Below are 12,426 nucleotides of genomic sequence, written 5' to 3'. Positions count from 1 at the left end.
CGCTATGAGATACCGGGAGCCCTCGAGCCTGCAACCCTCCTGCGGGGGATGGATACCCGATTCGCCACACCCGAACATGGGGCCACCTTCAACCACCCGACAGGGATTTGCATGAACACCGCCACGATCCAACACGACACCAAGGCCTGGAAGGCCCAGGTCTGGATCTCCTTCGCCGTCGCCGCCAGCCTGTGCGCCATCGGCCTGGCCTACCTGCCCGGCCAGGATCTGGACCGCGCCTTCATGGTGATGGGCTACGGCTTCTGCCTTTCGGCTGCCTTCGCCGTCGCCAAGTACGTGCGCGACAACCAGGCTCGCCGCGTCGACACGCCGATGTGGGGCACGGTGGTGTGGGGCGGCTTCGTGCTGGCGATGGCGCTGACCGGCTGGGGCCTGTGGCGCATGGAAGTGAACCCAACCTACAAGGCCTTCCTCGGCGTGAGCTGGATGTTCCTGATCTCCAGCGTCTTCACGCTGGCCAAGACGCTGCGCGACGCGCACGAAGCGCGCTTGGCCGAGATGCTGCGCCATGCCCGCCACCCGGCCAACGAACAGTGAGGCACAGCATGAACACGACCTTCATTCGCTCGATGCTGGCCGCCGCCGCGCTGGCGGCCAGCCTGCACGGCCCGGCACGTGCCCACGCCAACGCCTCGGACGCCAGCATGCTGTCGGCGCTGCCGATCGCCGTGTCGGTGGCCGCGCCGGTGATGATCCTCTCCGGCGGCGTGATGCTCACGGTGGTGGCCGTCGAGGCCTCGGCCGAGGGCACCGTGTGGGTGCTGGAACGCGCCTCCGATGGCGCACGGGCCAGCGTCACGCTGTCGGCCATGGCCGCCGGTGGCCTGTCGGTGGCCGCCGGCACCGCCGTGACGGTGACCGCCTTCAGCGCCGGCTGGGTTCTCTCGGCCGCCGGCAAGGCGATCGCGTTCATCCCCAACGAGATCGGCGCCGCCCTGCTGCACAACGAACGGCTGACACGATGAAGGCCGCCCTGGCGATCACGCTCGCACTGGCCCTGACTGCCGGCGCCGCGCAGGCCGGCCGCTCCTGCGAGAACAAGGCGCCCGACGCCGCCAACGTGCAGCGCGCGATGACATTGGCCGAGCACACCGCACGTGCGCTCGACGCCAGCGGCGCGCAGGTGGTGGTGCTGGCCCGTGCCGGGCAGGACCTGTCGAAGTACGGCCTAGGCTGGTCGCACCTCGGCCTGGCCTACCGCGACGGCGCGCGCTGGCGGGTGGTGCACAAGCTCAACCAATGCGGCAGCGCGCAGGCGGCGGTGTACCGGCAGGGCCTGGGCGAATTCTTCCTCGACGACCTGCACGAGTACAAGGCCGGCGTCGTGGTCCCCGCGCCGGCGGTCCAGGCGAAGCTGCTCGAGGCGCTGCGCGACAACGGCCGCGTCACTCGCTTGAACACGCCGGCCTACAGCATGGTCGCCTACCCCTGGTCGCAGCGTTACCAGCAGTCCAACCAATGGGCCTTGGAGACGCTGGCGATGACACAGGACCCGGCCGCGACGAGCCGCGATCGTGCCCAGGCCTGGCTGAAGTTGCAGGGTTACGAGCCGACCACGCTGCACCTCAACGCCTTCACCCGGCTCGGTGCGCGCGCCACCGCGGTGAACGTGGCCTTCGACGACCATCCGAACGAGAAGCGATTCACGGACCGCATCGAGACCGTCACCGTCGACTCGGTGTTCGCATGGTTGAATCGCAGCGGCCTGGGCGGCAGCGTCCAGGTGATCCGCTGAATCGAACGACAAGAATCCCAGGAGGCGAGCGCTTGAGCACACCCCACGATCACCCGAATCAATTCGCGCTGCTCGGCCAGCGGCGCTTCGCGCCCTTCTTCTGGGCGCAGTTCCTCGGTGCGGGCAACGACAACCTGTTCAAGTTCGCCTTCACCGTGATGGTGACCTTCGGCACCGCCAACGCCAGCGGCCTCGCGCCGGCTCTGGTGGTGCAGCTGATCGCGGCGCTGTTCATCCTGCCCTTCCTGCTCTTTTCGGCCACCAGCGGGCAGCTCGCCGACAAGTTCGACAAGGCCACGCTGATCCGCTTCGTGAAGAGCCTGGAGATCGCGATCATGGGGATCGCGCTGTACGGCTTCACGTCGAAGAACATCCCGGTGCTGCTGGGCTGCACCTTCCTGCTCGGCGTGCACTCCACGCTGTTCGGCCCGGTCAAGTACGCCTACCTGCCGCAGCACCTGTCGGAGCGCGAACTCACCGGCGGCAACGGCATGGTCGAGATGGGCACCTTCGTGGCCATCCTGCTGGGCAACGTGATCGGCGGCCTGCTGATCGCGCTGCCCGAGGTCGGCCCGAGCTACGTCGCCTGGAGCTGCCTGGGCGTGGCCGTGCTCGGCCGCCTGTCGGCGCAGTTCGTGCCGAGCGCGCCGGCCACCGACGCCGCGCTGAAGATCAACTGGAACCCCTTCACCGAGACGGTGCGCAACCTGAAGCTCGCACACGAGAGCATCGTCGTGTTTCGCTCGCTGCTTGGCATCTCGTGGATGTGGTTCTTCGGCGCGGTGTTCCTGACGCAGTTCCCGGCCTTCGCGAAAGACGTGCTCGGCGGCAATGAGCAGGTGGCCTCGCTGCTACTGGTGGTGTTCTCGATCGGCATCGCCATCGGCTCGCTGCTGTGCGAGACCCTCTCGCGCCGCCACGTCGAGATCGGCCTCGTGCCCTTCGGCGCCTTCGGCATGAGCGTGTTCTCGATCGATCTGTACTTCGCCTCGCGCGGCCTGGCGCACCCCGACACCGCGCTGACGCTCGCGCAGTTCGTCGCGCTCGGACAGAACTGGCGCGTGATGGCCGACTTGGCGCTGCTGGCGCTGTTCGCGGGCCTGTACAGCGTGCCGATGTACGCGCTGATCCAGATGCGCTCGCAGCCCAGCCACCGCTCGCGCATCATCGCCGCCAACAACATCCTCAACGCGCTGTTCATGATCGCCAGCGCCGGCATGGCGGCGGTGCTGCTGAAGGCCGGCGTGACGGTGCCGCAGCTGTTCCTGATCACCGGCGTGCTGAACCTGCTGGTGGCCGGCTACATCTTCCTGCTCGTGCCCGAGTACCTGCTGCGCTTCATCGCCTGGGTGGCCACGCGCACGGTCTACCGCTTCCAGGTGCGCGGCGACGAGCACATCCCGACGCAGGGTGCGGCGATCCTGGTGTGCAACCACGTCAGCTTCGTCGACGCGATCCTGCTGATGGCGGCCAGCCCGCGGCCGATCGTCTTCATCATGGACCACCGCATCTTCAAGCTGCCGGTGCTGGGCACCTTGTTCCGGCTGGCCAAGGCGGTGCCGATCGCGCCGCAGAAGGAAGACCCGAAGGCCTACGAGCGTGCCTTCGCGCGCGCCCGCGAGGTGCTCGACGACGGCCAGCTGCTGTGCATCTTTCCCGAGGGCGCGATCACGCGCGACGGCCAGCTCGGCGAGTTCAAGGGCGGCGTGATGAAGCTGCTCGAGTCGAACCCGGTGCCGGTGGTGCCGCTGGCGCTGCAGAACCTGTGGGGCTCGTTCTTCTCGCGCATCGACGGCGCGGCGATGACCAAGCCCTTCCGCCGCGGCCTGTTCAGCCCGGTGGGGCTGGTCGCGGGCGAGCCGGTGCCTGCCGCGCAGGTCAGTCCTGCAGCGCTGCGCGATCGGGTCGGCGCGCTGCTCGCGTCGTGATCGCGCTGTGATCGCTTCCCTCGGCCGCCATGCGCTGCTGCGCATCGCGCCCTTCGCGCTGTTCATGCTGCTGCTCGCGCTGCGCGGCTTCGCGGCCGACGGCGCCTGGGGCTTCGACGAACGCTGGCTGTACGGCCTCTCGACCGTCTCGGTCGGCGCGCTGCTGATCGCCTTCCGGCGCGACTACGGCGAGCTCTACCGGCCGCTCTGGCCCGACGCTCGCGAGTTTGCGTTGGCAGTCGCCGCCGGCGTGGCCGTGGTGCTGCTGTGGATCAACCTGGACGAGCCCTGGATGCGCCTGGGCGAGGCGACTGCGAGCTTCCGCCCCGTCGACGCGCAGGGTGAGCTCATCTGGCCGCTGCTGGCGCTGCGCTGGGCCGGCGCGGCGCTGGTCGTGCCAGTGATGGAGGAGCTGTTCTGGCGCTCCTTCCTGATGCGCTGGATCGACAGCCCGCGCTTCGAACTCGTGCCGCCGCAGCGTGTGACGCTGCGCGCGATCGCGCTGTCGACCTTCGTCTTCATGCTCGCCCACACGCTGTGGCTGGCGGCCATCGCCGCGGGCCTCGTGTACGCGTGGCTCTACGTGCGCACCGGCAAGCTGTGGGTGGCGGTGATCGCGCATGCCGTCACCAACACGCTGCTCGGCGCGTGGGTGATCGTCACCGGCAACTGGGGCTACTGGTAGCTCAGGCGCCGCGCGCCCGCGTCGGCGACCGGGAACGCCAGAACGCCGTCAACGACGACAGCGAAGGCGGCGTCGGCAACGGCGGCAGCTTGGGCCAGGGCGTGGGGCTGCTGCGCGTCAGGCGCTGCGTGATCAGCGACTTCAGCGGCGGCAGGCGGTCGGCCACGCGGATCACCGCCTGGCGCAGCAGCCGCGCTGCCTCGCCGTCGTCGGTGAACAGGCCCACCACCGCGTTCGTGCCGTGGTAGATCGGGAAGGTCTCGCGCCGGTGCTCCGTCTCGTAGGGCTGCAGCACCTCGAGGCTGCCGAGGTCACGGCCGTCCCGGCGCGCGGCGGCGAGCAGCGAGCCGAGCACGTCGACGCCGTAGAGGCAGAAGTTGTAGCCATGCGCGGTGACCGGGTGCATGCCCACCGCCGCATCGCCGATCAGCGCCACGCGCGGCGCGACGAACCGGTGCGCATACACCGCCACCAGCGGGTACAGGTGCCGCGGCTCGGCCAGCGTCATCGTGCCGAGCCGCCCGCCGAGCTGCTCCTGCGCCCAGGCGACGTACTGCGCATCGGGCCACTGCTTCATGGCCAGCGCGCGGTCCGAACTCACCGTCACGACGATGGAGCTCACGCCGCCGTTCATCGGCAGCACGGCCAGCGTGTGGCCGACGTGGAAACACTCCTGCGCGACCGCATGGTTCGGCAGCGTGTGGGCCATGCGGCCGACGATCACGCTGCGCCCGAAGTCGCGCATCTGCGCTCCGATGCCGGCCTGGCGACGCGCCTCCGAGAAACGGCTGTCGGCGGCCACCACCAGCGGCGCGCGCAACTCGTGCTCCTCGCCATCGGCGCCGCGGCAACGCACCACGGCCTGCTCGGGCTCGATGCGCAGGCCGAGCACGAGCGTCGCGGGGCGGACCTCGATCTCGGGGCGGCCTTGCACCGCCTCCCAGCTCACGCGGCGGATGACATGGTTGGCGACGAGGTGACCCAGTTCGTCCTCGCCCGAGCCCTTGGGGTCGAAGTGCAGCGGCCGCGGGTCACGGCCGTTGTAGACGGCGGCCTCGCGCAGCGGCGCGACCTCCTCGGCCGGGAAGCGCTCCCACAGGCGCAGCCGGCGCAGGATCGCGATGCCGCGGTGCGTCAGCGCGATATCGCGGCCGTCGGGTGCGGGGTCGGCCAGCGTCTGCGCGCTGTTCGCATCGAGCACGATGCTGCGCAGGTTCGCGTCGGCCAATGCGCCGGCCAGCGCGAGGCCACTCGGGCCGGCGCCGATGATGAGCACGTCGGTGTCGTGGGGGGCGGTCGAGGAGGTCATCGCGGTCAGCCGTCGTCGAAAGGACGACGATCTTCACCGCGGTGGTGCGCGGCGGCGCTGACCCGCGTCAAGCCGCGCCGGGATTCACACGCCGCGCCGGCGATCCTCGGCGAACTTCGCCGCGAAGGCCGCGAAGGCGCCGGCGTCCAGCGCCTCGCGCGCCTCGCGCATCAGGTTTACGTAGTAGTGCAGGTTGTGCACGCTGGCCAGCATCGGCCCGAGCATCTCGTTGCAGCGGTCGAGGTGGTGCAGGTAGGCGCGGCTGAAGCCGGTGCAGGTGGGGCAGGCGCAGGTAGGGTCGACCGGCGCCTCGTCGGTCTTGTAGCGCGCGTTGCGCAGGCGCAGGTCGCCGAAGCGGGTGAACAGGTGGCCGTTGCGCGCATTGCGGGTGGGCATCACGCAGTCGAACATGTCGACGCCGCGGCCCACGCCCTCGACCAGGTCCTCCGGCGTGCCCACGCCCATCAGGTAGCGCGGCTTGTTCGCGGGCAGCCGGTGCGGCGTGTGCGCCATGATGCGCTGCATGTCCTCCTTAGGCTCGCCGACGCTGACGCCGCCGATCGCGTAGCCGGGCAGGTCGAGCGCGACCAGCGCGTTCAGCGACTCCTCGCGCAGGTGCTCGAACATGCCGCCCTGCACGATGCCGAACAGCGCGTTCGGATTCTCCAGCCGCTCGAATTCGGTGAGGCAACGCTTCGCCCAGCGCAGGCTCAGCTCCATCGAGATGCGCGCTTCCTTCTCGGTGGTGATGTGGCCCTTGGTCTCGTAGGGCGTGCACTCGTCGAACTGCATGACGATGTCGCTGTTCAGCGCGCGCTGGATCTGCATGCTCACCTCGGGGGTGAGGAAGAGCTTGTCGCCGTTGACTGGCGAGGCGAACTTCACACCCTCCTCGCTGATCTTGCGCATCTCGCCCAGCGACCAGACCTGGAAGCCGCCGCTGTCGGTGAGGATGGGCCGGCTCCAGGCCTCGAAGCGGTGCAGGCCGCCGAACTGCGTGAGGATCTCGATGCCCGGGCGCAGCCAGAGGTGGAAGGTGTTGCCCAGGATGATCTGCGCGCCCATCGCCTCCAGCGACGAGGGCATCACGCCCTTGACCGTGCCGTAGGTGCCCACCGGCATGAACACCGGCGTCTCGACGACGCCGTGGTTGAGCGTGAGCCGGCCGCGGCGGGCCTGGCCTTCGGTGCGAAGCAGTTCGAAACGGAGCATGCGCCGATTGTCGCAGCGGCCGCGTGCGCCGGCCCGGCTCAGTTCGCCACGTGCAGGGTGCCGAACACCGAGGGCGGCACGGCGCGGTGGCGGCGCGCGTGCGCCGTCCAGCGGATCACGGTGGCCTCCAGGCTGGCGGCCAGTACCGGCTTGGTCAGGAAGTCGTTCATGCCCGCGGCCAGGCAGGCCGAGCGGTCCTCGACGAAGGCGTTGGCAGTCAGCGCCACGATCGGCACGGCCTTGCCGTGCCGGCCCGCCGCGCCCGCACGCAGGCGGCGCGTCACTTCGAGACCGTCCATGTCGGGCATCTGCCAGTCCATCAGCACGAGGTCGTAGTCGTTACAGGCGAGCAGCGCGAGCGCCTGCGTGCCGTCGTCCGCGGTGCTGGTGCGAAAACCCGCATTGCGCAACATGGCGCAGACGATCGACTGGTTGACCCGATCGTCTTCCACCACCAGCACGTGGCGGGGCTGGTCCGCCTCGGCATCGCCGGCGCGCATCGGCAACGCGGGCATCCGCTCGCGTGCCACCGCGCCGAGCCGGCTGACCAGCGCAGACCGCAGCACCGGCTTGACGATGCTGCGCGGCACCTGGAATCGCTGGCGCATCGCCTCGACCGCCAGCGTTTCGCCCAGCGCCATGCCGATGACGCGCTGCGGGTCCGGCAGCGCCACGGCCGCCTCGAGAAAGCTCGCCGCCTGTGCATGGTCCATCGTCACCAGCAGCCAGGGCGCTGGCTCCTTGCCCGCGCGCGCGGCCATGAAGCGGTGCAGCTCGGCGGGGGTGGCGCAGCGCTCGGCGGTGCAGCCCAGGCGGCGCAGCTGCGCCGCCAGCGCCTGCGCGCTCGCGTCGTGCGGCTCGTGGAAGACCACGGTTTCGCGCAGCGGTGCCGAGTCGGCGACCGGCCCGTGTGCGGCAGGCAGGACCAGTTCGATCGTGAAGGCGGATCCTTCGCCGAGCCGGCTGCTCACGTCGATGCGGCCGCCCATCGCCTCGACCAGTTGCTTGCTGATCGCCAGGCCCAGGCCGCTGCCGCCAAAGCGCCGGTTGGAAGCGTCGTCGGCTTGCCGGAACGGCTTGAAGACATGTTCGAGCGAGGGCTCTCCGATGCCGATCCCGGTGTCGGCGACGACGATCTGCAGCGATTGCGTCCGCGCACCGGCATGCACGCGCAGCACCACCTCGCCTTCGAGCGTGAACTTGACGGCGTTGCCGAGCAGGTTGAGCAGCACCTGGCGCAGGCGCAGCGAGTCGCCGTGGCGCCACAGCGGCAGCGCCGGGTCGACGATGCAGGCCAGCTCCAGCCCCTTGATGCGCGCGGGCACCGCCGCGGTTGCCACGGCGGCCTCGATGCAGTCGAGCAGGTTGAAGTCTTCGGGCGAGAGTTCGAGCGCGCCGGTCTCGATGCGCGAGAGGTCGAGCACGTTCTCGATCAGGCCGAGCAGGTTCAGTCCGCTCTGGCGGATCACCTCCACCAGGTGGGCCTGGCCAGGCAACTGCTCCTCCTGCGCCTGCAGCAGCTGCGCGGCGCCGATCACCGCATTCAGCGGCGTGCGCAGTTCATGGCTCATGTTGGCAAGGAAACGCGTCTTGGCCACCGAGGCAGCCTCGGCGCGTTCCTTCTCGCGCTGCAGCGCCAGGGTGCGATCGGCCACGCGCTGTTCGAGCGCGCGGTTGGCCTCGAGCAGCGCCGCATCGCGCGCGCCGAGTTCGTCGAGCATGCGGTTGAAGGCGTCGACCGCGGCACCGACCTCCTTGCCACCGCCCGGCGCCAGGTGCTGCGCGCTGGCCGGGTCGGCCGCCATGGCGCTGGACGCAAGCGCGAGCTGCGCCACCGGTCGGGTGATCGCGCTGGCCAGCCGTCGCGCCACCAGCAGCGTAGCGGCGAAGCCGGCCACGCTGGCCAGCCCCACGGCGCCGACTGCCAGCAGCAATGCCGCCCACAGCCGCGACAGTTCGTTCGTGATGACCAGCGAGCCGACCTTGATGCCGTCCACCGTGACGTCCTGGCCTACCGTCAGGCGGCCGCTGGCGAGCCCACCGCCGCGCTCGTCCGCTGCGGGCGCTTCGGTCTTGCCGTACTGCCCGACCGGGCGACCCTGGGCGTCGTACACCCAGGCGCCGGCAATCTCGGGCCGCGCGCGCAGGATCGCCAGAGTCTCGGCTACACCGCGCTTGTCGTCGAAGGCGAGAGCGGCCTGCAGGGCATACGACAGCGTCAACACCACCTCGTGGGCATCTTCGCGCGCACGCTCCTGCTGCAGCCACCAGCCGGTACCGATCACGGCCACCATGCCGAGCAAGGCCGTCAGGCCGACGGCCAACGCCACCAGCCCGCTCAGACGCCGGTGCAGGGACATTGCCGCCACATGGCGCCGCAACGCCTGTCTCATTCGCGCACCTGCCGTGCGAGCTTGAGCACCTGGCCCGACAGCCCGAGATGCGCGCTGCGCAGGGCCCGCAGGCTGACGTCGAAGCGCAGCGTGTCGTTGATGTTGACCAGCTCGACCATGCCACCCTGCGACAGGAATCCGTCTGTCGCGCCGAGCGTGAGCATCGGCCGCTCGCCCGGCGCCAGCAGCGGCTCGGCAGCCGCCCGCGCTGCGCTGCTGTCGACGAACAGCAGGTCGCAGGACGATCGGGTGATGGCGCCGCTGTTCACGTTCAGCGGGTGGCCTGCGACGACGGCGCCCTGCTGGCTGCCGAAGGCGGCGGCCACGGCCGGGCTGTTGTGCAGCACGCACAGGCGCAGCGGCGCGCCGTCGGAAGGAAAGGCGGCGGCCGGCCACTGGATGAAGCGGGCCAGCGTCAGCGTAAAGCGGGCCTTCGCCTCCGCTTCATTGCTGGGCGCCTGCGCGCGCACGCCGATGCCGGGCGCGCTGCACGCCAACGCCGCCACCAGCGCGAGTCGATGCCAGATGCGGCCGCGCATGCTCAGAAGCTCCAGCCGAACTGGGCGCGGAACTGCCGGCCGTCCTGCGCGAGCGAGTCTTCGAGATGCTCCGGGCCCCCCGGGTCGGCGTAGCGTGCGCCGGTCAGGTTGTACAGGCCGAGGCTGGCCGACCAGCGCTCGCCGGCAGGGGCGAGGCTGAACTGCGCGTTCAGGCGCAGGTAGGGATCCAGGCGCTGGCCCGCCAGGGTGAGTCGCTCGCCGACACGCAGCAGGTTCAGGCCCAGCGTCGTGCCCTGCCACGGGCCGGCCAGGGTGACCATCAGCTTGCTCACAGAACGCGGCGAGTCGCTCAGCACGGCGCTGCTGTCGAGATCTCGGGTGCTCTGCCGCGACCAGCTGCCGCGCAGGCGCAGCTCGCTGCTCCACTGCAGGGTGGCCTCGAACTCCACCCCGCGCGCCCGCGCGTTGCCCGTGTTGGCGTAGATCTGCTGCCCGTCAGGCAGGTCGATGAAGTTGATCGAGTCGCTCAGGTCGAGGTGGTACCAGGTGGCGCTGGCTTCGAAGCGGTTCGTCGGCCGCCACAGCGCGGTGAGCTCGGTCGAACGGACCGACTCGACCTTGAGCGCCGGATTGGTGGCCTGGCCGCTGTCCTGGTAGCTGGTCTCGGAGATGTTGGGTTCGCGGAACGCACTGCCGCGCTGCAGCTTGAAGTTCCACTGCGGCGCGGCCGCCCACAGCACGGCCACGCGCGGCGTGGCCGTGAACTGTCCGTCGAGCTGGCGGTCGCCGCGCAAGCCCAGGTTCAGGCGCAGCGGCGCCGTGATCTGCCACTCGTCGTTGATGAACAGCGAGTGGCGCGAGGAATGCGTCGTGATGTCGGTGTAGACCTGCAGCGGCGGCGCGAGGTCGGCCGAATACAGGCGCTGGTGCCAGTTGTCCTGGAATTCGGTGCCGAGCAGGATGCGGTGCCCTGGCCAGCCGCTCCACACGTAGCGAAGCTCGCCAGAGAGCCAGCGCGAATCCGACTGCGTCTGTGCCGGCACAGGCGCCTGTGTCGTGCCGTAGATGCCGAAGCCGCGGTAGCCATAGCCGGCCACGCCCACGCGCGCAAAGATCTCCTGCGCGTCGCCCCAGCGGTGCCCGTAGGCCAGGTCGGCCAGCGCATAGCGGTCCAGTGAATCGCTGCGCGTATTGAACAGGACTCCGTAGGCGCCTGTCGGGTCGGCCTTGAGCCGCTCGGACAGCGCAGCCGTGAGGCTCAGTTCACCCCATCGCGCCTTCGCGAACAGCTTGTCGTTGCGCTCGGCGTCGCGTCCGACCGCAACGCCGTTGTTGTTCTCGGGGTTGTCGTAGGCCGGGAAGTACAGGCTGCCGAGGCCGCGGCTGCGTTCGCTGGCCAGCCCGATCAGCAGCCGCGCCGCCCCGAGGTCGCCGCCCCAGGTGGCGGTGAACTTGCGGCGCGCCGCCGACGCGAGTTCCAGCGTGGCCGCCGCCCCGGGCAGCTGCGACGCGGTGCGCGTGACGATGTTCACCACGCCGAGCACGGCGTTGGAGCCATACAGCGCCGAGCCGGGACCGGGGATGAACTCCACGCGGTCGATCAGCCCGACGTCGAGCGGGAACTCGCGCCCGGCCGTCGCCGAGTCGTAGATGGCCTCGTTGGCCCGGATGCCGTCGATCAGCAGCAGCAGGCGCGACGAATAGTCGCCGGGCCGTTCGATGCCGCGCACGCCGACGTAGGTGTAGGAGCGGTCCTGTCGCAGGTGCACGCCGGGCAGGCTCTCGAGCACCTCGGCCAGCGTGCGGTAACCCTGGGCACGGATCTCGCCGCCGGTGCGCACATAGACGATGCTCGGCGCCTCGGCGGCATCCTGCTCGTACTTGGAGGCCACGGCCAGCCTCGATCCGCCGATCACCGGCTGCGCCAGCACCTCGGCCAGATCGTCGGCCGCCGCGCTGGCGTCGTTGGCCCGAGTCGGCGACGACAGGAGCAGGGCAAATGCCGCGACCATCAGCCCCTGCACGAGCGGGGCCGTCGGGCGCGGGCGCTCGGGGGGCGGAATACGGAACATACCGCCCAGAGTACCGGGCAACGCCCGTGGCGATCGCCCGAAAAGCCGGTCCCGCGACGGCTACTTCCGGGGCACCTCCAGCGCGAGGATCCAGCCGACCAGCTTCTTCGCATCGGCCTCCTTGATCGCCACGGCGTTCGGCGGCATCGCCAGGCCGCTGACCTTGCCCTTCCAGTGGCTCTCGTAGGGGTTGGAACCCTTCATCACGGTGACGGTCAGCGCGGCGGCGGCGCCCTTCTGGCCCTGGTACTTGGCAGCGACGTCGCGCCAGGCCGGGCCGATCGGCGGCAGGCCGTCGGGGCCCTTGCCGCCGGGCTCGACCTGGTGGCAGGTCAGGCAGCCGGCATTGCGCGCCAGTTGCGTCATGGCCTCGTCGTGGCCCGCGGCCGCGGCGAGTGCGGGTGCGGCGACGAGCGCGAGCGTGAACAAGCTCTTGTTGAGCATCGTGGTTCTCCTGGATGGGATCGGTTGTCTGCGATCCATCCTAGGAAGGCCGGCCTGGTCAAGTTTGACGGCAGTCAACTGAGCCGGGTGTATTGCCAGAGTGGAGCATGCGCCGGCGCGAGCGCGC

The 12,426-nt window shown here is 70.2% G+C and carries 11 protein-coding genes; 5 read left to right on the top strand and 6 right to left on the bottom strand.

Going from position 1 to position 12,426, the window contains the following annotated elements; translation table 11 throughout:
• Positions 1 to 111 precede the first annotated feature (111 nt).
• Genes HZ992_RS23985 through HZ992_RS23965 form a run of 5 tightly spaced genes read left to right on the top strand, consistent with a single transcriptional unit; the run spans position 112 to position 4,369 of the window.
• Entirely contained in the window at positions 112 to 558 is a 447-nt protein-coding gene (locus HZ992_RS23985) for a YiaA/YiaB family inner membrane protein (protein ID WP_209384345.1), read from the top strand.
• A gap of 8 nt (positions 559 to 566) precedes the next feature.
• Positions 567 to 986 carry a hypothetical protein gene (locus HZ992_RS23980; RefSeq protein ID WP_209384344.1) on the top strand — a complete coding sequence of 140 codons (420 nt, stop codon included), beginning with the start codon at positions 567 to 569 and terminating at the stop codon, positions 984 to 986.
• The gene (locus HZ992_RS23975) at positions 983 to 1,756 is read left to right on the top strand and encodes a DUF2145 domain-containing protein (protein WP_209384343.1); all 774 of its coding nucleotides are present in this window, start codon (positions 983 to 985) and stop codon (positions 1,754 to 1,756) included. The genes HZ992_RS23980 and HZ992_RS23975 overlap by 4 nt, the downstream gene beginning before the upstream one ends.
• Entirely contained in the window at positions 1,708 to 3,684 is a 1,977-nt protein-coding gene (locus HZ992_RS23970) for an MFS transporter (protein ID WP_209384342.1), read from the top strand. The genes HZ992_RS23975 and HZ992_RS23970 overlap by 49 nt, the downstream gene beginning before the upstream one ends.
• 7 nt (positions 3,685 to 3,691) lie before the next feature.
• Complete coding sequence (locus HZ992_RS23965; protein WP_209384341.1) at positions 3,692 to 4,369, top strand: CAAX prenyl protease-related protein; 678 nt, start codon at positions 3,692 to 3,694, stop codon at positions 4,367 to 4,369.
• 1 nt (position 4,370) lies between these two features.
• Here HZ992_RS23965 and ubiM read toward each other — a convergent pair whose 3' ends face one another.
• The 6 genes from ubiM to HZ992_RS23935 all read right to left on the bottom strand — a co-directional run bounded on the left by ubiM (position 4,371) and on the right by HZ992_RS23935 (position 12,299).
• The gene (gene ubiM, locus HZ992_RS23960; protein ID WP_209384340.1) at positions 4,371 to 5,678 is read right to left on the bottom strand and encodes a 5-demethoxyubiquinol-8 5-hydroxylase UbiM; all 1,308 of its coding nucleotides are present in this window, start codon (positions 5,676 to 5,678) and stop codon (positions 4,371 to 4,373) included.
• An 84-nt stretch (positions 5,679 to 5,762) separates the two neighbouring features.
• Complete coding sequence (gene tgt, locus HZ992_RS23955) at positions 5,763 to 6,890, bottom strand: tRNA guanosine(34) transglycosylase Tgt (RefSeq protein WP_209384339.1); 1,128 nt, start codon at positions 6,888 to 6,890, stop codon at positions 5,763 to 5,765.
• A 38-nt stretch (positions 6,891 to 6,928) separates the two neighbouring features.
• Entirely contained in the window at positions 6,929 to 9,250 is a 2,322-nt protein-coding gene (locus HZ992_RS23950; protein WP_209384338.1) for an ATP-binding protein, read from the bottom strand.
• Positions 9,251 to 9,279: 29 nt separating this feature from the next.
• Complete coding sequence (locus HZ992_RS23945) at positions 9,280 to 9,822, bottom strand: YfiR family protein (RefSeq protein ID WP_209384337.1); 543 nt, start codon at positions 9,820 to 9,822, stop codon at positions 9,280 to 9,282.
• Between the two features lie 2 nt (positions 9,823 to 9,824).
• A complete protein-coding gene (locus HZ992_RS23940) occupies positions 9,825 to 11,795 on the bottom strand; it encodes a TonB-dependent receptor plug domain-containing protein (protein WP_209384336.1) in 1,971 nt (656 codons plus the stop codon).
• Between the two features lie 120 nt (positions 11,796 to 11,915).
• Complete coding sequence (locus tag HZ992_RS23935; RefSeq protein WP_209384335.1) at positions 11,916 to 12,299, bottom strand: c-type cytochrome; 384 nt, start codon at positions 12,297 to 12,299, stop codon at positions 11,916 to 11,918.
• Positions 12,300 to 12,426: the final 127 nt, after the last annotated feature.

The organism is Rhizobacter sp. AJA081-3, from assembly GCF_017795745.1.
In the GTDB taxonomy this organism is placed as follows: domain Bacteria; phylum Pseudomonadota; class Gammaproteobacteria; order Burkholderiales; family Burkholderiaceae_C; genus Piscinibacter.
This window is presented reverse-complemented; position numbering and strand designations above follow the sequence as displayed.

Excerpts from the sequence above, each read along its gene's own strand:
- HZ992_RS23945 (WP_209384337.1), bottom strand. The coding sequence starts at position 9,822 with ATGCGCGGCCGCATCTGGCATCGACTCGCGCTGGTGGCGGCGTTGGCG.
- HZ992_RS23975 (WP_209384343.1), top strand. The coding sequence starts at position 983 with ATGAAGGCCGCCCTGGCGATCACGCTCGCACTGGCCCTGACTGCCGGC.
- HZ992_RS23980 (WP_209384344.1), top strand. The coding sequence starts at position 567 with ATGAACACGACCTTCATTCGCTCGATGCTGGCCGCCGCCGCGCTGGCG.
- HZ992_RS23935 (WP_209384335.1), bottom strand. The coding sequence starts at position 12,299 with ATGCTCAACAAGAGCTTGTTCACGCTCGCGCTCGTCGCCGCACCCGCA.
- HZ992_RS23970 (WP_209384342.1), top strand. The coding sequence starts at position 1,708 with ATGGTTGAATCGCAGCGGCCTGGGCGGCAGCGTCCAGGTGATCCGCTG.
- HZ992_RS23940 (WP_209384336.1), bottom strand. The coding sequence starts at position 11,795 with ATGGTCGCGGCATTTGCCCTGCTCCTGTCGTCGCCGACTCGGGCCAAC.
- HZ992_RS23985 (WP_209384345.1), top strand. The coding sequence starts at position 112 with ATGAACACCGCCACGATCCAACACGACACCAAGGCCTGGAAGGCCCAG.
- HZ992_RS23950 (WP_209384338.1), bottom strand. The coding sequence starts at position 9,250 with ATGTCCCTGCACCGGCGTCTGAGCGGGCTGGTGGCGTTGGCCGTCGGC.
- ubiM (WP_209384340.1), bottom strand. The coding sequence starts at position 5,678 with ATGACCTCCTCGACCGCCCCCCACGACACCGACGTGCTCATCATCGGC.
- tgt (WP_209384339.1), bottom strand. The coding sequence starts at position 6,890 with ATGCTCCGTTTCGAACTGCTTCGCACCGAAGGCCAGGCCCGCCGCGGC.